Source organism: Klebsiella spallanzanii, assembly GCF_902158555.1.
Taxonomy (GTDB): domain Bacteria; phylum Pseudomonadota; class Gammaproteobacteria; order Enterobacterales; family Enterobacteriaceae; genus Klebsiella; species Klebsiella spallanzanii.
In genome coordinates this window covers 129497-147775 of sequence record NZ_CABGGS010000004.1, presented here as the reverse complement: position 1 = coordinate 147775, position 18279 = coordinate 129497, and the positions used below count along the sequence as shown (strand labels likewise).

Genomic DNA, 18279 nt, shown 5'->3' with positions numbered 1-18279 from the left:
AAAAGCATCTGCTATTTATAGCGGCCTGATTTTTCCCCCAACACGGGGATCGATAGTGCGTGTTAAGGAGAAGCAACATGCAAGAAGGGCAAAACCGTAAAACATCGTCCCTGAGTATTCTCTCCATCGCTGGGGTGGAGCCGTACCAAGTGAAGCCGGGCGAAGAGTATATGAACGAAGCCCAGCTGGCGCACTTCAAGCGCATTCTTGAAGCGTGGCGTAATCAACTTAGGGATGAAGTGGATCGCACCGTAACGCACATGCAGGATGAAGCTGCTAACTTCCCGGACCCGGTAGACCGTGCCGCTCAGGAAGAAGAGTTCAGCCTGGAGCTGCGTAACCGCGACCGCGAACGTAAACTGATCAAAAAGATCGAGAAAACGCTGAAAAAAGTCGAAGACGAAGATTTCGGCTTCTGTGAATCCTGTGGCGTCGAGATTGGTATCCGTCGTCTGGAAGCGCGTCCGACCGCCGACCTGTGCATTGATTGCAAAACGCTGGCGGAAATTCGCGAAAAACAGATGGCAGGCTAATTCACTTCGCTGGCACATCTCTGGCGGGAGTTTTCTCCCGCCCTGATGTTTTATCAGTCATATCATGAAAGATTCACACTACATTGGGCGCTTTGCCCCCTCACCTTCCGGCGAACTCCACTTCGGCTCATTGATTGCCGCCCTTGGCAGCTATCTGCAGGCCCGGGCGCAGAACGGTATCTGGCGCGTGCGCATTGAAGATATCGATCCGCCGCGTGAAGTTCCCGGCGCCGCTGATACCATTCTCCGTCAGTTAGAACACTACGGCCTGCACTGGGACGGTGAGGTACTGTGGCAATCACAGCGTCACGAAGCCTATCGCGAACGCCTGGCCTGGCTTCTTGAGCAGGGGCTCTGTTACTACTGCACCTGTACCCGCGCACGCATTCATGCCGTTGGCGGCCTTTATGACGGGCACTGCCGGGAGTTACATCTCAGTGCGGAAAACGCCGCTCTGCGCCTGCGGCAAACGCGTCCGGTTCTCGAGTTTTACGACCGGCTGTGCGGCACTATCATTGCTAACGAGCCGCTGGCGCGCGAAGATTTCATTATTCACCGCCGCGATGGGCTGTTTGCCTATAATCTGGCGGTCGTGGTGGACGATCATTTCCAGGGCGTCAGCGAAATCGTCCGCGGTGCCGATCTGATTGAACCCACGGTGCGGCAAATTTCTCTGTATCAGCATTTTGGCTGGCAGGCGCCGGACTATATCCATTTGCCGCTGGCCCTCAACGCGCAGGGCAATAAACTGTCGAAGCAAAACCACGCTCCGGCGCTATCTGAAGGCGATCCGCGCCCGGAAATTGTGCGGGCGCTAACGTTTCTTAATCAGGATGTCATTCAGGAATGGCAGACGTTGAGTATTGAAGATTTACTCAAGTACGCGGTAGCGAACTGGCGACCTGAGCAAATCCAGCATTCTCAAATGCTTTCTGCTGAGCTATGATTAGCCGCTATTTTTCGCAGTATATTTTGTTCTGAAGTCCGTCTGACACTAAGAGGTGTACCATTTTTACCCGAGTCGCTAATTTTTGCCGTAAGGTGCTAAGCCGTGAAGAGCGCGAGGCAGAAGCCGCCGTCGAACAATTACATATGACGGTTATCCCGCGCGAGCAGCATGCAATTTCCCGCAAAGATATCAGTGAAAATGCCCTCAAGGTCATGTACAGACTTAATAAGGCGGGCTACGAATCGTGGCTGGTCGGCGGCGGCGTACGCGATCTGCTGCTGGGCAAAAAACCCAAAGATTTCGACGTTACCACTAACGCAACCCCGGAGCAGGTACGTAAGCTGTTCCGCAACTGCCGTCTGGTAGGCCGTCGCTTCCGCCTCGCGCACGTGATGTTCGGGCCGGAAATTATTGAAGTCGCGACGTTCCGTGGCCATCACGAAGGCCACACCACCGATCGCGTCACCTCACAGCGCGGCCAGAACGGCATGCTGCTGCGCGACAACATCTTCGGTTCAATCGAAGAAGATGCCCAGCGCCGTGACTTTACCATCAACAGCCTTTATTACAGCGTGGCAGACTTTACCGTACGCGATTATGTCGGCGGCATGAAAGATCTGCAGGACGGCGTGATCCGCCTGATCGGCAATCCTGAGACCCGCTATCGTGAAGATCCGGTGCGGATGCTGCGCGCGGTGCGTTTTGCGGCGAAGCTCAACATGAGCATCAGCGAAGAGACCGCAGAGCCGATTCCACGCCTGGCGGCGCTGTTACACGATGTGCCGCCGGCACGTCTGTTTGAAGAAGTATTAAAGCTGCTGCAGGCTGGCGACGGTTATCAAACCTATCTGCTGCTGCGCGAGTATAACCTGTTCCAGCCGCTGTTCCCGACCATCACCCGCTACTTTACCGAGCGCGGCGATAGTCCTATGGAACGCATCATCAGTCAGGTGCTGAAGAACACCGATAATCGCATTCGTAACGATATGCGCGTTAACCCGGCGTTCCTGTTCGCGGTGATGTTCTGGTATCCGCTGCTGGAAGCCGCGCAGAAGATTGCGCAAGAGAGCGGGCTTGCCTATTACGACGCCTTCGCGCTGGCGATGAACGACGTGCTCGATGAAGCCTGCCGTACGCTGGCAATTCCGAAGCGTATTACCACGCTGGTGCGCGATATCTGGCAGCTTCAGCTGCGGATGTCCCGCCGTCAGGGCAAACGCGCATGGAAGCTGATGGAGCATCCGAAATTCCGCGCCGCCTACGATCTGCTGGAGCTGCGCGCCGGTGCCGAAAACAATGGCGAGCTACAGCGTCTGACCAAATGGTGGGGCGAGTTCCAGGTGGCCACGCCGCCGGACCAGAAAGATATGCTTGACGATCTGGGTGACGATCCGGCTCCGCGCCGCCGCCACCGTCGTCCACGTAAACGCGCGCCGCGTCGCGAAGGTAGCGCATGACCCTCGCTTACATTGCCATCGGCAGCAATCTGGCCTCTCCGCTGGAGCAGGTCAACGCTGCCGTTAGCGCGCTGGATGAAATTCCTGACAGCCGGGTGATAAGCGTTTCCTCTATCTACCGTACGCCGCCGCTGGGACCGCAGGATCAACCGGACTACCTCAACGCCGCCGTTGCGCTGGAAACCTCCCTTGCCGCGGAAGAGCTGCTCAACCACACTCAGCGCATCGAACTGCAGCAGGGCCGCACCCGTAAAGCGGAACGCTGGGGACCTCGCACGCTGGATCTCGACATCATGCTGTTCGGCGATGAAGTCATTAACAGCCCGCGCCTGACCGTGCCGCACTACGATATGAAAAACCGCGGTTTTATGCTGTGGCCGCTGTTTGAAATCGCGCCAGAACTGCATTTCCCCGACGGTCTGTCATTACGTACCGTGCTGGCTCACCTTGCCGCAGAAAAACCGGCCATCTGGTAATACCCCTTCATTTTTTAGCAATTACGGCGATCGTGGTAATCGGTTGCCCAAAACCATTGCCCCCCTGAATGCTGCTGTTAGAATGCCGATTAAAATGACTTTCATCATCAGGAAACGTTATGAAACCGACCACAATCGCCGTGCTGCAGAAATGCAAACAGGAGAAGAAACGCTTCGCCACTATCACCGCCTATGACTACAGCTTTGCCAAGCTGTTTGCCGACGAAGGTATCAACGTGCTGCTGGTCGGCGATTCGCTGGGTATGACGGTACAGGGCCACGACTCCACCCTGCCGGTGACCGTAGAAGATATCGCCTACCATACCCGCGCGGTACGCCGCGGCGCGCCGAACAGCCTGCTGCTCGCAGACCTGCCGTTTATGGCTTATGCCACACCAGAACAAACCTTCGAGAACGCCGCCATCGTGATGCGCGCGGGAGCCAATATGGTCAAAATCGAAGGCGGCGCCTGGCTGGCGGATACGGTGAAAATGCTCGCTGAACGCGCGGTTCCGGTGTGTGGGCATCTCGGTCTGACTCCCCAGTCGGTGAATGTCTTCGGGGGCTATAAAATTCAGGGCCGCGGCGACGCCGGGCAGGTTCTGCTTGATGATGCCCTGGCGTTAGAAGCCGCGGGCGCTCAGCTGCTGGTTCTGGAATGCGTGCCGGTTGAGCTGGCGAAACGCGTTACCGAAGCATTAACTATCCCGGTAATCGGTATCGGCGCAGGCAACGTCACCGACGGGCAAATCCTGGTGATGCATGACGCCTTTGGTATTACCGGCGGCCATATTCCTAAATTTGCCAAAAATTTCCTTAGCACAGCGGGCGACATACGCGCCGCGGTACGGCAATATGTTGCCGAAGTGGAGTCCGGCGTCTATCCGGGCGAAGAACACAGTTTCCATTAAGGAGTGTTGTTGTGCTGATTATTGAAACTCTGCCGCTGCTGCGCCAGCATATCCGCCGTTTACGCCAGGAAGGTAAGCGCATCGCGCTGGTTCCTACCATGGGCAACCTGCACGATGGTCATATGAAGCTGGTTGATGCTGCGAAAACCAGCGCGGATGTCGTGGTGGCAAGTATCTTCGTCAACCCGATGCAGTTTGACCGCGCTGACGATCTGGCTCGCTACCCGCGCACGTTGCAGGACGATTGCGAAAAGCTGAACAAGCGGAAAGTCGATTTTGTCTTCGCGCCTGCCGCGGCGGAAATCTATCCGCAGGGTACCGAAAATCAGACTTACGTTGATGTGCCGGGGCTGTCGACAATGCTCGAAGGTGCCAGCCGTCCGGGCCACTTCCGCGGCGTTTCCACCATCGTCAGCAAGCTGTTCAATCTGATCCAGCCGGACGTCGCCTGCTTCGGTGAAAAAGACTTCCAGCAGCTCGCGCTGATTCGCAAGATGGTGGCCGATATGGGCTACGACATCGAAATTATTGGCGTGCCGATTATGCGTGCCAAAGATGGGCTGGCGCTGAGCTCGCGCAACGGTTATCTCAGCGCCGAGCAGCGCAAAATTGCGCCGGGACTGTATAAAGTGATGAATAGCGTGGCGGAGAAACTGGCGGCCGGTGAGCGCAATCTTGATGAAATCATCACAATTGCCGCCCAGGAACTGAATGAAAAAGGCTTCCGCGCCGATGATATTCAGATCCGCGATGCCGACACGCTGCTCGACCTGACGGAAACCAGCAAGCGTGCGGTGATCCTGATGGCGGCATGGCTCGGCGAAGCTCGCCTGATCGACAACCAGATAGTGACGCTCGCTCAGTAGACACGGGTTAAAAATCAGGCAATACTGCCTGGAATTTCCTCAAAGCGGATGTTATGTCCGCTTTGTTATCGTTAAGCTTTAAAGGTAGACGTTATGATTCGTAATATGCTGCAGGGCAAACTCCACCGCGTTAAAGTCACGCAGGCCGACCTGCACTATGAAGGCTCCTGCGCTATTGATCAGGATTTCCTGGATGCGTCCGGCATCCTTGAGAACGAGGCTATTCATATCTGGAATGTGACCAACGGAAATCGTTTCTCCACTTACGCCATTGCCGCAGAGCGCGGTTCGCGCATTATCTCTGTTAACGGCGCGGCGGCACACTGCGCGAGCGTCGGCGATATTCTGATTATCGCCAGCTTCGTTATGATGCCGGATGAAGAAGCCCGCACCTGGCAGCCGAAAGTCGCCTATTTCGAAGGCGATAACGAAATGAAGCGCCAGGCAAAAGCGATTCCGGTACAGGTTGCCTGATCTACCCCTGCGGCTGGTTGCTAATCAGCCGCGACATTGTCTCCAGCGAATCCGTTCTTAAAATATACAGCCTTTTCAATAAGAACGGATTATCTCCCGGTTTAACCTTCCCTCTTACCGTGGTCACCGCCAGATGAAAACCCGCATCGTTCGCTGCCTGAACCGCCGTCGCGTTATAGCCGCCAAAGGGATAAGAGAGATAGAGTACGTGCGGATTAAACTGCCCCAGCGCCCGCCGCGAGCGTTCAAAATCGAACAGGATATTGTGATAGCTGCGGCTGAGCAGAATCGGATGACGGTAAGCGTCAACCCGGTGCAGGAAGTGAGTATGCGACTGCACGTCAAAGACGTCCTGAATCTGTTTTAACTCGGAAATACTCATAAACTGCAACGACTTCGGCGCCCATTTCTGCGGATGACGCTTGATGCGCGATGAGATAATAAAGGCCGTGGCGTGAAAGCCATACAGCTTGAGCACCGGATACGCGTAGCGGCTGACCGACTTCAGGCCATCATCAAAGGTGATCACCACCGAACGTGCCGGCAGATTGATTTTATTTCGCAGATACCCCTCCAGTTGATACATGCTCAACGTGGTATAGCCCTGGTCGCGTAGCCAGGTCATCTGATTGCTGAAGGCGCGAACGGAAGTGGTGGTCGAGGTATGGCGAAAGCGGGTATTTTCTTCATCACGCAGGATGTGGTGATAAGTCAGAATCGGAATACCGCTATCTTCCTGCGCATCAAGGCTACTTACCCAGGCCAACCGGTTACCGATGCGAATCTGAAACCATGTCTGATTGAGCCTGTCTTTAAGTTTACTGATGATGGGATAGCGCAGATTATTCGCCAGCGTACCGAACGGCGCGCTACCGACTGAAGGGGCGTCATAGACTGGAGTATCTTTCCAGGTAATAAGATTCTGGTTGCTCAGGGGCTTATGCAGATCGCCCAGGTTATCCTCAACCCGCTGCTTCCCCTGCACCGGTTCCAGGTGGCCTTTATCAATAAAGCCGGTAGCAAAACCAAAGTTAAACTCATAGTAATCCGCCGCCGTCGGCACCACCGCCAAAATCTGCCCTGCCCGCACGTTGCCCACGCTCACCACCTGGTTGCCAACCTGCGCCCAGATATCCGCATCTTCCGTCGTTTGCATATAGCGCGCTGGGGCACCCTGCTGGCTTAACAGACTGGCGGAGACGCTGAGCGATGTAACAAGGAGGAGTAAAGCAAGAATTCGGGCAAACATGCACATCGAACCGGTAGATAAAAACTGCCGTCATTGTAACAAAAGCGCTATCAATACCAACGCTTAATTCCCGTACGGCTCATGCAGTAACCGGAAAGGTGGGTTTTTTTGCTGCTGATGCCAAAGGCTGCTTACTGCAGGGCCTCCAGCACTGACAATGGCATGACGAAAGGCCTCACTGCTCAGCGTCTGGCGTAGCAAATACATACTCTCAAGTAATGGATAGCTAATCCCGGAAATCACTTCACAGTGGGTATGCTTATGACTCATCAGCGCGGCTACGCGATAGGGTGCCGCGCCGGTTTTATCGGTCAAAAAAACGACGCCCTCACCGCTGTCCGTCTCGTGCAACGCATCGCACATCATGCGGCTCAACATATTGCTGCTGAGATTGCGCCAATAGTTCACCGCCCGGCACTGAGTCAATGGCCCAAATTTTTTCTCCAGACGATCCAGCATCTCCTGCGCCAGTTCATCATGGCAGGTAATCACCCAACCTAACATCGCTTACCTCCTTAGCAGGCAAACAATTTAGCAAGGGAAATGATGAATATCGGTGATGGCAATCAAAATTGCTTGCTGGCGCTTCGCTTAACTGAGCAGAGAAGCGCCATGAATGGCTAAATTAGCTACGAAGTCCGCGCCCGCGCTGAATCAAATACCAGCATAAGAAATAAAACGCGACAATAAACACCACCAGCACACCGAAGGTGGTGGCAAGCGGAACATCGTTAATACCGAGGAAGCCGTAGCGAAACCCGCTGATCATGTAGACAATGGGGTTCAAATGCGACAGCCCTTGCCAGAACGGCGGCAGCAGAGTTAAGGAATAAAAAACCCCGCCGAGATAGGTCAACGGCGTCAGCACAAAGGTCGGGATCAGGCTGATATCATCAAAGGTTTTAGCAAATACCGCATTGAGCAGACCGGCCAGCGAAAATAGCACCGCGGTGAGAACCAGCGTCAGAGCGACAAATACCCATGAGTGGACCTGAAACGGGACGAAAAACAGCGAAATCGCCGTTACCAGAATGCCTACGCACAAACCGCGCGCAACGCCACCGCCCACATAGCCAGCAATGACCACGTGCGTGGGGACCGGGGCGACCAGCAGTTCTTCAATATTGCGCTGGAATTTCGCGCTGAAAAAAGAAGAAGCCACGTTGGCGTAGGCGTTGGTGATCACCGCCATCATAATCAGGCCCGGCACAATAAACTGCATATAGGTAAAACCGTGCATTTCACCGATACGCGAGCCAATCAGATTGCCGAAAATCACAAAGTAGAGAGTCATCGTAATAACCGGCGGCACCAGAGTCTGGATCCAGATACGCATAAAACGGTGGATCTCTTTGGTCCAGATGCTTTTCAGCGCGACCCAATAAAGCTGCATCATGCTGATTCTCCTTTCCGGTCATGGACCAGCGTGACAAAAAGCTCTTCAAGACGGTTGGCTTTGTTACGCATACTTAAAACCTGTACTCCCTGCGCGCTCAGCTGCGTGAATACGCTATTAATTCCCTGCTCACGCAGCACTTCAACCTCCAGCGTCGATGTATCGACCAGGCGATACTGGTAACCTTCCAGCACCGGTAGCGGGCTTTTAGGCGCCAGGTCGAGAATAAAGGTTTCTGATTTCAGCTTGGAAAGCAGCTCTTTCATCGACGTGTTTTCCACCAGCTCGCCGCTCTGAATAATGCCAATATTGCGGCACAGCATTTCGGCCTCTTCCAGATAGTGGGTGGTGAGGATAATCGTGGTGCCTTTATCGTTTAAATCTTTCAGAAATCCCCACATCGAACGACGTAGCTCAATGTCCACCCCTGCCGTTGGCTCATCGAGAATCAGCAACTTCGGCTCATGCATCAGCGCGCGGGCAATCATCAGGCGGCGCTTCATGCCGCCGGAGAGCATCCGCGCGCGTTCGTTGCGTTTTTCCCACAGATCGAGCTGTTTCAGGTACTTTTCGCTACGGATAATCGCCTCTTTGCGCTCAACGCCGTAGTAGCCCGCCTGGTTAACCACAATCTGCTGCACGGTCTCAAACGGGTTAAAGTTGAACTCCTGCGGCACCAGACCAAGCTGGCGCTTGGCATTCACCACATCCTTTTGCAGGTCATAGCCAAATACGTTGACCTCGCCGGAGGTTTTATTTACCAGCGAGCTGATAATACCGATGGTGGTGGACTTCCCCGCGCCGTTTGGCCCCAGGAGCGCGTAAAAATCGCCTGCTTCGACCTGCAGATCGATTCCACGCAGCGCCTGAACCCCGCCGGGGTAGGTTTTCTTGAGCTGTTTTAGTTCCAGAGCAATGGTCATTAAATGTCTCTTCTCGTGTCGTGACACGCGATGGGTTGTTTTAAAAAATGTGAGGTTAACCTATATTAGCGCAACGCACTTACTTGGTTACAGGCCCGTAAACATCCATGAACGATATAGATACACTCATCAGCAACAATGCACTATGGTCAAAAATGCTGGTGGAGGAAGACCCCGGTTTTTTTGAGAAACTGGCGCAGGCGCAGAAGCCGCGCTTTCTGTGGATTGGATGCTCTGATAGCCGCGTACCCGCTGAACGTTTAACTGGCCTGGAACCTGGCGAGCTGTTCGTACACCGTAACGTTGCCAACCTGGTGATTCATACCGACCTGAACTGTCTTTCCGTCGTGCAGTACGCCGTCGACGTACTCGAAGTCGAACACATCATTATTTGCGGTCATTACGGCTGCGGAGGCGTACAGTCGGCGATTGATAATACCGAGCTTGGGCTTATCGACAACTGGCTGCTGCATATCCGTGATATCTGGTTTAAACACAGCTCCCTGCTGGGAGAAATGCCAGAAGAGCGCCGCCTCGATACCCTGTGTGAATTGAATGTCATGGAGCAGGTCTACAACCTTGGGCATTCCACTATCATGCAGTCGGCATGGAAACGCGGACAGAAAGTGAACATTCACGGCTGGGCCTACGGTATCCACGACGGTATGCTGCGCGATCTTGATGTGACCGCCGTCAGCCGCGAAACGCTGGAACAGCGCTATCGCCAGGGAATCTCTAACCTGAAAAGCAAGCACGCCAATCACAAGTAATTCGCGCGCCTCTCTTAATATCCCGGATAGCCGGGATATAACCCGCTTTACTCGTCCAGCAGAGTCACTTTGCCAATATAAGGCAGGTGGCGATAGCGCTGAGCATAGTCAATGCCGTAGCCCACCACGAACTCGTCCGGGATCGCAAAACCGACAAACTCAACCGGCACGTTAACTTCACGACGGCTTGGCTTATCAAGCAGCGTACAAATCGCCAGGGATTTTGGTTCACGCAGGCTAAGAATTTCACGCACTTTTGACAGCGTGTTGCCGGAGTCAATGATGTCTTCCACAATCAGCACGTCTTTACCACGGATATCTTCATCAAGGTCTTTAAGGATTTTGACATCACGGGTGGTGGACATGCCGCTGCCATAACTAGAGGCGGTCATGAAATCAACCTCATGCGGTACCTGAACCTCACGGCACAGGTCGGCCATAAACATAAATGAACCACGTAATAGACCCACCAGCACCATTTCGCTGCCGCTATCTTTGTAGTGTTCGTTGATTTGACGACCGAGTTCGGCAATGCGGGCTTTGATCTCGGTTTCCGGGATCATCACTTCTACAGTATGTTTCATAAAACTAACCACTTGATTCTTAGAATAAATCATCAAAGCCGCTGCGATTGCATCGACGTTGACCGGCAAGCCACTCAGTATACCAGCAAAAAGAAATCTACGGTGCAGTGATTAATAAAGCCCATTTTGTGATTCCGATCACACTTGTTAAATCCTATAATTAATTGCAGTCAAAAAATTAACAAACAAATGAGTATCTTTCTATGGCAGAAACAAAATCTCAACAATCACGGCTACTCGTGACGCTGACGGCTCTTTTTGCAGCGTTCTGTGGCCTCTATCTATTAGCAGGTGGAGCCTGGCTGGTCGCTCTCGGCGGCTCTTGGTACTACCCTGTCGCAGGCCTGGTGATGCTGGGTGTCACCGTCATGCTGTTCCGCGGCAAGCGCTCTGCGCTTTGGCTGTACGCCGCGCTGCTGCTCGCCACCATGATCTGGGGAGTCTGGGAAGTTGGCTTCGATTTCTGGGCGCTGACGCCACGTAGCGACATCCTGGTCTTCTTCGGCATCTGGCTTATCCTGCCGTTTGTCTGGCGTCGTCTGCCGGTACCATCCGCCGGGGCGGTTGCAGGACTGGTTGTCGCGCTGCTCATCAGCGGCGGTATTCTGACCTGGGCTGGCTTCAACGACCCGCAGGAAGTCAACGGCACGCTGAGCGCTGACTCAACGCCAGCAGCGCCAATTTCCGAGGTTGCCGATGGCGACTGGTCGGCATATGGCCGTAACCAGGAAGGCCAGCGTTACTCACCGCTGAAGCAGATCAACGCCGACAACGTGAAGAACCTGAAAGAAGCCTGGGTGTTCCGTACCGGGGACCTCAAGCAGCCTAACGATCCGGGTGAGATAACCAATGAAGTCACGCCGATTAAAGTTGGCGACACGCTCTATCTGTGTACTGCGCACCAGCGTCTGTTCGCCCTTGATGCTGCTACCGGTAAAGAGAAGTGGCACTTCGATCCGCAGCTTAACTCAGACCCATCTTTCCAGCACGTGACCTGCCGCGGCGTTTCATATCATGAAGCCAGAGCAGATAATGCCCCGGCGGATGTGGTTGCAGATTGCCCGCGCCGTATCATTTTGCCTGTCAACGATGGTCGCCTGTTCGCCATCAACGCCGACAACGGTAAACTATGTGAGTCCTTTGCAAATAAAGGCATTCTCAACCTGCAAACCAATATGCCAGTCACTACGCCGGGCATGTATGAACCCACTTCACCGCCGATCATCACGGATAAAACCATTGTTATCGCAGGTGCTGTAACCGATAACTTCTCAACCCGCGAGCCGTCAGGCGTTATTCGCGGCTTTGATGTGAATACCGGCAAACTGCTGTGGGCATTCGATCCGGGCGCGAAAGACCCGAATGCTATCCCGGATGATGAACATCATTTCACACTGAATTCACCTAACTCCTGGGCACCTGCGGCCTATGACGCGAAGCTGGATCTCGTCTACCTGCCGATGGGCGTGACCACACCGGATATCTGGGGTGGTAATCGTACGCCAGAGCAGGAACGCTTTGCCAGCTCCATCGTGGCGCTGAATGCCACTACCGGAAAACTGGCGTGGAGTTATCAGACCGTTCACCACGACCTGTGGGATATGGATATGCCGTCGCAGCCAACGCTGGCGGATATCGACGTGAACGGCAAAACCGTTCCGGTCATTTACGCTCCGGCGAAAACCGGCAACATTTTTGTCCTCGACCGCCGCAACGGCGAACTGGTTGTCCCGGCACCGGAAAAACCGGTTCCGCAAGGGGCGGCTAAAGGCGACTATGTTTCGAAAACTCAGCCGTTCTCCGATCTGAGTTTCCGTCCGAAGAAAGACCTGACCGGCGCGGATATGTGGGGCGCCACAATGTTTGACCAGTTGGTGTGCCGCGTTATCTTTCATCAGCTGCGCTATGAAGGCATCTTCACCCCGCCATCGGAACAAGGAACGTTGGTATTCCCGGGTAACCTGGGCATGTTCGAATGGGGCGGTATCTCCGTCGATCCAAACCGCCAGGTCGCAATTGCTAACCCAATGGCGCTGCCGTTTGTATCAAAACTGATCCCACGCGGTCCCGGTAACCCGATGGAACCGCCGAAAGATGCGAAAGGTTCCGGTACCGAGTCAGGGATCCAACCGCAGTACGGCGTCCCGTATGGCGTAACACTGAATGCATTCCTGTCACCGTTCGGCCTGCCGTGTAAACAGCCAGCCTGGGGCTATATCTCCGCACTGGATCTGAAAACCAACGAAGTGGTGTGGAAAAAACGTATCGGTACACCACAGGATAGCCTGCCGTTCCCAATGCCAGTGAAGCTGCCGTTCAATATGGGTATGCCAATGCTGGGAGGCCCTATTTCAACAGCCGGTAACGTACTGTTTATTGGCGCAACCGCAGATAATTACCTGCGCGCGTACAATATGAGTAACGGTGAGAAATTATGGCAGGCACGTCTGCCAGCAGGCGGCCAGGCAACACCAATGACCTATGAAGTGAATGGCAAGCAGTACGTGGTCATCTCTGCCGGCGGTCATGGTTCGTTTGGCACGAAGATGGGCGACTATATTGTCGCTTACGCTTTGCCTGACGACGCGAAGTAAAAAATAACCCATCTTAGTTTAAGATAGGTCATAAAAAACGCCCTTCGCGGGCGTTTTTTCATATCAGATATTGACGTTATTTATCAAACTTAAGGGACAGCAAAGAAGCTTTTGCCGCTTCCTGATACTGTTCTATCAAATCTTTAGTCATATTAAACGTCATCTGCACCGCTTTATCATCCTGCGATATGATTAACATCATATTAAGAATTTCAGTATCCGGCGCCTGCGAGCGGAAAGTGAGTAGCCAACCATTATGACCATCCACCGTGACGGCTTCAGCCTGTGGTTTTAAATTCTCCAGCATCTTAAGCATCACATCTTTAAATGCATCAAGCTTATCCGCAGGAAGTGGGTTACGGCCTGCCGTGATCCCCAAAGAGGCTTTGCCTTTTTCATCCCCGTAAATCACCTGCCCGCCAGGGTGAACGAGCAGGTTGAAGCACAACCTCAGGCGGTGGTAAAGGCCAACATCATACCGGTATCTTCATGCTCCAGCAGATGACAATGGGCCATGTAGGCCTGTTCTTTCGGCGCATCATGGTCAAATTTCACTAGCACTTCACTCACATCACCCTCTACCCGTACGGTATCTTTCCAGCCGCTCCGATGTGCTGCTGGCGCCTTGCCGTTTTCCGATAAAATCCGGAACTGAGTACCGTGGACATGGAACGGGTGGAGCATCATATCGCCTTTACCGGAAATAACCCACCGCTCATACTGCCCTTTCGCCGCTGCAAACATGGGAACATTCATATCAAATGCTTTGCCGTTAATCCGGTTAGCATTATGGAAATCAAAATCTTTATTACTGTGCTTCATCTGCCCCATGCCGCCATGATTCATGTGTCCCATGTCACCGTGGTTCATATTATTCATGTTCCCCATCTCTCCATGATTCATCATCATGCTATGGTCCATTCCGGACATCGCCTGGTCACCATATTTTTGCATCAGCGCCTGCATGCCCATCATATCAAGCATCGGATCCATAGAGAGCTGCAGCGTACGCTGAGTTAGCCCTTGTAAAGAGGGCAGAGCTGGCATCGCGGCCAGAACATCTGGCAGCTTGCCGGAAGCCTGAATCGTCAGAGGTTGAACGCGCAATACCGGCTGCGGTTTATCGAACGGGGTAATGGCCATTCCCATCTGATTCACCGGCAGCGTTATCAGATCAAAAGGTTTACCGTCTGTCGTATCCACCAGGACTTCAAAACGCTCCCCCATTAACACCGGTAGCTCATTAAGTTTCACAGGTTCAGCCAGCAAGCCACCATCGCTTGCTACTACGTACATAGGTCGATTATCGCTGGTTGAGAAATTCAAAGAACGCGCATTACAGCCGTTAAGCAAACGCAGGCGCAGCCAGCCGCGAGGCGCAGCATGTTCAGGATAAAGTGCTCCATTGGTCAGCAACGTATCACCAAACCAGCCAACGGCTGCGCTCATAATATCGAGCTGATAATCAATCTCACCGGCTGAAGTGAATTTTTTATCCTGCACAATCACCGGGACATCATCGATCCCCCACTGCTTTGGCAGAAGCAGCTTTTCGCTTTCTGCATCAGATATCAGCACCAGGCCTGCCAACCCCATTGCCACCTGTCGGCCGGTTTTACCATGCTGATGTGGGTGAAACCAGCAGGTTGCCGCTCGCTGTGTCGGAGTAAAACTGACCGTTCGGGAACCACCTGCGGCAATCACGCCCTGCGGGCCGCCATCCACCTCTCCGGGCACTTCCAGTCCATGCCAATGCACGGTTGTTTCCTCAGCCAGGCGGTTATGAATATCAATCGTCGCCGTTTCTCCTTGTTTAAGCTGCAGCGCTGGTCCCAGCAAACTACCGTTATAGCCCCATGTAGTGGCAAGGTGAGAACCAAATTGCGTCCTGCCAGCCTGAATGGTTAATGTGATGCGATTGCGCGCGTCGGCGGTCAGCAACTCTGGCACTGGTAAAGATGGGCGACTGGCGGCAAAAACCGAGCGGCTCCATAGCGGCAATGCGCTGGCCACGCTGACCGCAGCGGTTAATTTAAGAAACTCACGACGTTGCATTTTCACATCCTTTTATTCTGCTGGTGAATAATTGAGCTTAAACCTTCCACCAACGGGAAGGTCAAGCAGAAGAGTAAGAATAAAGCTCGGCGTAGTGTAAAGAAGTATGCTAACGTTGTTCGTCCGTGATTCAATGGTAAAGAAAATGAAGACGCTTTTCAGAACAATAGTGCTCAGCAGCCTGCTTGCTCTATCCGCCAACAGCTATGCATTAAGCGAGTCAGAAGCGGAAGATATGGCTGATTTAACGGCAGTATTTGTCTTTCTGAAGAACGACTGCGGCTATCAAAATTTACCTAACACGCAAATACGCCGTGCTCTGGTCTTCTTTGCTCAGCAGAATCAATGGGATTTAAGCAATTACGACAGCTTCAACATGAAAGCGCTGGGCGAAGATAGCTACCGTGACCTCAGTGGAATCAAAATCCCAACCACTAAAAAATGTAAAGCACTTGCTCGCGACTCACTTAGCCTGCTTGCTTATGTGAAATAAACATCACCTTCATTCCAAAATCAGTAGCCGTTCTAATACGGCTATTGCGGATAGTATTAATACCCTGCCAGTTTTAAAGCCACAGTAATCTTTACCTCAATTCATAAAATTCAATGATAATTCATTAAATATTTAGCTAATTAATAGAATCGATTTTTTTAAAAACAAAGATTCTATTATTGCAATCTTTTTTTTTGCACACTATTATCGCCCAACAACGCTTCTTTTTATCAATGGAATGAAACCTTTGAACATATCCTTATTTACACGCATAGCGCCTCTGGCCATCATTTTATTGGTGGGTTGTAATTCAACGCAGTCCCGACAATCGACCAGATTAATGAAACCATTACCTGACGCGACATTAAGCCAACAGCAAACCGAAGAGCAAAGAATCGCAGAAGAGCAAGCGCGTATAGACGCATGCCGCAAAGCTTTAGAGTCTCTAAAAGAAGTGAACCCCAAGCAGGCAGCTAAACTCGGTAACGATTTCACGGCTCTATTGAGTGCCGCATCTCAATATAATTCTGTACGGAGTAAAGTTGCAGAACCGACAAAACAGGGGATCGATTCAATGTACCAGTTCAAATCAATCAAGCTTTGTGCCGATATTGAAAAAGAGCTGATAGATAGCCTTGTTAAACGCGGTGAAAACGTTCAGCCATGAACAGGCCAATAGATTTAAAATTCAATACGATACCGCTGGTTATGATTTTCATGCTGGCGCTATCGTTATCCTATAATGCATATGCAGAAAAGGATGCGTTGATAAACGTCACGGCAAACTCGAAAAGTGACGACTCGGGGCCCGCCTTTTTAAACTATGCGAAACAGCAACAGGCTCAAGAAAGTAAAGGGCCTGACACCCCTGTTGAAACCAAAGGCGATAATACTAAAACCAGTAAGAATGCCTCTATTAAAAAAACAAAAAACGTTTCCAGTCAGGCCTTAATCATTGCGCAAAAAGATAAAATAATCCGCCAACTTCAAAAGCAGCTCGACGCTCGCTCAGCGGTTGCCCCCTCTTCTGAGAGTCAAAAAGAGCTTATTGAAAAAATTAAACAATTACAGAAAAACTTAGACGTTGCTGTAGCTGAAAAAGAACAGCTGCTTAAAAAAAAGAGCGCAGTCGCGGATGAAAAAAAACAGGACTCCATCACATCTGATGCTATAGAAAATAAACTTCAACAACAGGCTATGAAACTGGCCGTCACAGAGTCAGAAAGACAAAAGATTGAGATATTACTTACCGAGTTGACAATTGAAAAACAGAAACTGATCAAGGAACTGGCTACCGCTGAAAAAGAAAAGCGGGATACAGCAATAAAACTCGCTAATGCTGAATCGGATAAACAATCTCTCACAGGCAAACTCACCGCAGAGGCAAAAGAAAAACAGTTACTCACTGAGAAGTTAGCTGCCACGGGTTCTGAGAAGCAAGCATTCGTGACGAAACTCGCTACAGCAGAGACGGTACAACAATCTCTCCAGGCTAAACTTAATGCAGCAGAAACGGCGCAGCAGTCCCTGACCACAAAGCTCAAAGCAACAGAAACCGCACATCAGACCCTGACAGCAAAACTCAATGTAGCTGAGACAGCAAAACAAGATCTGGCAGCAAAACTGACCGCTGCGGCGACAGAAATACAAGCCCTCACGGCAAAACTAGATGCGTTTTCCCTCAGCAAGCAGCAGACCGCCGATGAGAAAAAGGCACGCCAGCTTCAGGCTGATAAAGATAAGGCTCAGCTACAGGCCAATGCAGATGAGATTAAGCAACTAAAGGCAAAACTAGCCAATAAAGTTGAAACTCATCAATCGGATAAAAAACCTGCGTCGCTCGATCTCACTAAAGAGTCACAGCAGCAGGCTTACGCTATCGGGGCTTCAATGGGCGATGAAGCGCTCAAAGTACTGTCCACGCGGAATTCACAAGGCATAAAAGTCAGCCAGGATGTTGTATTACAGGGTATCGTTGACTCATTTTCTGGAAAAATTGCCCTTGATGAGAAGGTGCGCAATAAAGCTTTATTCGATGTGTCCAAAAAAGTCTTTCAGAATCTGAATAAGATTGAGCAGCAAACCCTGAGTGAAGGAAAGAAGTATCAACAAAAGTTTGCCAAACAAAAAGGCGTGGTGCTCAAAGATGGTGTCTATAGCCGTATCGATTATGCTGGCGAAGGCAAGATTCTCGACAGCGACACCGTTACGGTGACCATCAAGGAAACGCTTATTGATGGTACCGTTATTAATGATATGGAAGCAGAGGGAAAAGTCTGGTCGCAGACGCTAAAATCCTACCCCCCCATCTTCCTTGGACCAATAAAACGTCTGGGTAACCACGGTTCTATAACAATCGTGATCCCATCCGATCTTGCCTACGGTAGTGAAGGTAAGCCACCGAAAATTCCCCCGGGCGCCACCATGGTTTATGAAGTGAGAATTGTCGATGCCACTGCGGCGGAACCACAGGCAAAAAACCCCTGACCCTGATGCCTCCAGAGAACGGAGGCATTTTCAATAAAGAAATGCTTCTTCCCATAACTGCT

The 18279-nt window shown here is 52.0% G+C and carries 19 protein-coding genes and 1 pseudogene; 12 read left to right on the top strand and 8 right to left on the bottom strand.

Features of this window, described 5'->3' with window-relative positions; all coding sequences use genetic code 11:
- Positions 1–77: 77 nt before the first annotated feature.
- The 7 genes from dksA (at position 78) to panD (ending at position 5666) form a co-directional block, all read left to right on the top strand.
- Complete coding sequence (gene dksA, locus FN082_RS07020) at positions 78–533, top strand: RNA polymerase-binding protein DksA (protein WP_004098689.1); 456 nt, start codon at positions 78–80, stop codon at positions 531–533.
- Between the two features lie 64 nt (positions 534–597).
- A complete protein-coding gene (gene gluQRS, locus FN082_RS07015; protein WP_142981347.1) occupies positions 598–1479 on the top strand; it encodes a tRNA glutamyl-Q(34) synthetase GluQRS in 882 nt (293 codons plus the stop codon).
- Positions 1480–1541: 62 nt separating this feature from the next.
- Complete coding sequence (gene pcnB / locus FN082_RS07010) at positions 1542–2939, top strand: polynucleotide adenylyltransferase PcnB (protein WP_139537007.1); 1398 nt, start codon at positions 1542–1544, stop codon at positions 2937–2939.
- Positions 2936–3415, top strand: a complete 480-nt coding sequence (folK, locus tag FN082_RS07005; protein WP_142981346.1) for a 2-amino-4-hydroxy-6-hydroxymethyldihydropteridine diphosphokinase — start codon at positions 2936–2938, stop codon at positions 3413–3415. The genes pcnB and folK overlap by 4 nt, the downstream gene beginning before the upstream one ends.
- A 119-nt stretch (positions 3416–3534) precedes the next feature.
- Positions 3535–4326 carry a 3-methyl-2-oxobutanoate hydroxymethyltransferase gene (gene panB, locus FN082_RS07000; protein WP_139537005.1) on the top strand — a complete coding sequence of 264 codons (792 nt, stop codon included), beginning with the start codon at positions 3535–3537 and terminating at the stop codon, positions 4324–4326.
- Positions 4327–4337: 11 nt separating this feature from the next.
- Positions 4338–5192: a pantoate--beta-alanine ligase gene (gene panC, locus FN082_RS06995; RefSeq protein ID WP_142464282.1), complete on the top strand. Its 855-nt coding sequence runs from the start codon at positions 4338–4340 to the stop codon at positions 5190–5192.
- A 93-nt stretch (positions 5193–5285) separates the two neighbouring features.
- Positions 5286–5666 carry an aspartate 1-decarboxylase gene (gene panD, locus FN082_RS06990; protein WP_139537003.1) on the top strand — a complete coding sequence of 127 codons (381 nt, stop codon included), beginning with the start codon at positions 5286–5288 and terminating at the stop codon, positions 5664–5666.
- Position 5667: 1 nt separating this feature from the next.
- Here the strand turns inward: panD and FN082_RS06985 are convergent, their stop codons facing one another.
- The 4 genes from FN082_RS06985 to FN082_RS06970 all read right to left on the bottom strand — a co-directional run bounded on the left by FN082_RS06985 (position 5668) and on the right by FN082_RS06970 (position 9234).
- Positions 5668–6921 carry a polysaccharide deacetylase family protein gene (locus FN082_RS06985; RefSeq protein ID WP_139537002.1) on the bottom strand — a complete coding sequence of 418 codons (1254 nt, stop codon included), beginning with the start codon at positions 6919–6921 and terminating at the stop codon, positions 5668–5670.
- 57 nt (positions 6922–6978) lie between these two features.
- Positions 6979–7419: a PTS sugar transporter subunit IIA gene (locus FN082_RS06980; RefSeq protein ID WP_112215789.1), complete on the bottom strand. Its 441-nt coding sequence runs from the start codon at positions 7417–7419 to the stop codon at positions 6979–6981.
- Between the two features lie 121 nt (positions 7420–7540).
- Positions 7541–8311, bottom strand: coding sequence for an ABC transporter permease (locus tag FN082_RS06975; protein WP_139537001.1), 771 nt, complete (start codon positions 8309–8311; stop codon positions 7541–7543).
- Entirely contained in the window at positions 8308–9234 is a 927-nt protein-coding gene (locus FN082_RS06970; RefSeq protein ID WP_139537000.1) for an ABC transporter ATP-binding protein, read from the bottom strand. The genes FN082_RS06975 and FN082_RS06970 overlap by 4 nt, the downstream gene beginning before the upstream one ends.
- A gap of 107 nt (positions 9235–9341) precedes the next feature.
- On the opposite strand from FN082_RS06970, the gene can reads away from it, so the two are divergent.
- The gene (gene can, locus FN082_RS06965; RefSeq protein WP_139536999.1) at positions 9342–10004 is read left to right on the top strand and encodes a carbonate dehydratase; all 663 of its coding nucleotides are present in this window, start codon (positions 9342–9344) and stop codon (positions 10002–10004) included.
- Positions 10005–10051: 47 nt separating this feature from the next.
- On the opposite strand, the gene hpt is transcribed toward can, so the two are convergent.
- Both hpt and FN082_RS29955 read right to left on the bottom strand, forming a co-directional pair.
- The gene (gene hpt, locus FN082_RS06960) at positions 10052–10588 is read right to left on the bottom strand and encodes a hypoxanthine phosphoribosyltransferase (protein WP_139536998.1); all 537 of its coding nucleotides are present in this window, start codon (positions 10586–10588) and stop codon (positions 10052–10054) included.
- Positions 10589–10607: 19 nt separating this feature from the next.
- A pseudogene (locus tag FN082_RS29955) lies at positions 10608–10721 on the bottom strand (hypothetical protein).
- Between the two features lie 70 nt (positions 10722–10791).
- Here FN082_RS29955 and FN082_RS06955 point away from each other — a divergent pair.
- On the top strand, positions 10792–13182 hold the full coding sequence (locus FN082_RS06955) for a glucose/quinate/shikimate family membrane-bound PQQ-dependent dehydrogenase (protein ID WP_139536997.1): 2391 nt from the start codon (positions 10792–10794) through the stop codon (positions 13180–13182).
- 76 nt (positions 13183–13258) lie between these two features.
- Here the strand turns inward: FN082_RS06955 and FN082_RS06950 are convergent, their stop codons facing one another.
- Both FN082_RS06950 and cueO read right to left on the bottom strand, forming a co-directional pair.
- The gene (locus FN082_RS06950; RefSeq protein WP_235892117.1) at positions 13259–13594 is read right to left on the bottom strand and encodes a DUF1795 domain-containing protein; all 336 of its coding nucleotides are present in this window, start codon (positions 13592–13594) and stop codon (positions 13259–13261) included.
- Positions 13595–13632: 38 nt separating this feature from the next.
- Positions 13633–15237: a multicopper oxidase CueO gene (gene cueO, locus FN082_RS06945; RefSeq protein ID WP_139536996.1), complete on the bottom strand. Its 1605-nt coding sequence runs from the start codon at positions 15235–15237 to the stop codon at positions 13633–13635.
- A gap of 145 nt (positions 15238–15382) precedes the next feature.
- Between cueO and FN082_RS06940 the strand changes: the two genes are divergently transcribed.
- The 3 genes from FN082_RS06940 to FN082_RS06930 all read left to right on the top strand — a co-directional run bounded on the left by FN082_RS06940 (position 15383) and on the right by FN082_RS06930 (position 18217).
- On the top strand, positions 15383–15730 hold the full coding sequence (locus FN082_RS06940) for a YacC family pilotin-like protein (RefSeq protein WP_139536995.1): 348 nt from the start codon (positions 15383–15385) through the stop codon (positions 15728–15730).
- A 247-nt stretch (positions 15731–15977) separates the two neighbouring features.
- Positions 15978–16397, top strand: a complete 420-nt coding sequence (locus tag FN082_RS06935; RefSeq protein WP_235891655.1) for a permease — start codon at positions 15978–15980, stop codon at positions 16395–16397.
- Positions 16394–18217, top strand: a complete 1824-nt coding sequence (locus FN082_RS06930; protein WP_142981345.1) for an FKBP-type peptidyl-prolyl cis-trans isomerase N-terminal domain-containing protein — start codon at positions 16394–16396, stop codon at positions 18215–18217. Before FN082_RS06935 ends, FN082_RS06930 begins: the two co-directional genes overlap by 4 nt.
- Positions 18218–18279: the final 62 nt, after the last annotated feature.

Bases quoted from the DNA above. Each gene is read 5' to 3' on its own strand.
- dksA (WP_004098689.1), top strand. From the start codon at position 78: ATGCAAGAAGGGCAAAACCGTAAAACATCGTCCCTGAGTATTCTCTCC.
- gluQRS (WP_142981347.1), top strand. From the start codon at position 598: ATGAAAGATTCACACTACATTGGGCGCTTTGCCCCCTCACCTTCCGGC.
- folK (WP_142981346.1), top strand. From the start codon at position 2,936: ATGACCCTCGCTTACATTGCCATCGGCAGCAATCTGGCCTCTCCGCTG.
- panB (WP_139537005.1), top strand. From the start codon at position 3,535: ATGAAACCGACCACAATCGCCGTGCTGCAGAAATGCAAACAGGAGAAG.
- panD (WP_139537003.1), top strand. From the start codon at position 5,286: ATGATTCGTAATATGCTGCAGGGCAAACTCCACCGCGTTAAAGTCACG.
- FN082_RS06985 (WP_139537002.1), bottom strand. From the start codon at position 6,921: ATGTGCATGTTTGCCCGAATTCTTGCTTTACTCCTCCTTGTTACATCG.
- FN082_RS06980 (WP_112215789.1), bottom strand. From the start codon at position 7,419: ATGTTAGGTTGGGTGATTACCTGCCATGATGAACTGGCGCAGGAGATG.
- FN082_RS06975 (WP_139537001.1), bottom strand. From the start codon at position 8,311: ATGATGCAGCTTTATTGGGTCGCGCTGAAAAGCATCTGGACCAAAGAG.
- FN082_RS06970 (WP_139537000.1), bottom strand. From the start codon at position 9,234: ATGACCATTGCTCTGGAACTAAAACAGCTCAAGAAAACCTACCCCGGC.
- can (WP_139536999.1), top strand. From the start codon at position 9,342: ATGAACGATATAGATACACTCATCAGCAACAATGCACTATGGTCAAAA.
- hpt (WP_139536998.1), bottom strand. From the start codon at position 10,588: ATGAAACATACTGTAGAAGTGATGATCCCGGAAACCGAGATCAAAGCC.
- FN082_RS06955 (WP_139536997.1), top strand. From the start codon at position 10,792: ATGGCAGAAACAAAATCTCAACAATCACGGCTACTCGTGACGCTGACG.
- cueO (WP_139536996.1), bottom strand. From the start codon at position 15,237: ATGCAACGTCGTGAGTTTCTTAAATTAACCGCTGCGGTCAGCGTGGCC.
- FN082_RS06940 (WP_139536995.1), top strand. From the start codon at position 15,383: ATGAAGACGCTTTTCAGAACAATAGTGCTCAGCAGCCTGCTTGCTCTA.
- FN082_RS06930 (WP_142981345.1), top strand. From the start codon at position 16,394: ATGAACAGGCCAATAGATTTAAAATTCAATACGATACCGCTGGTTATG.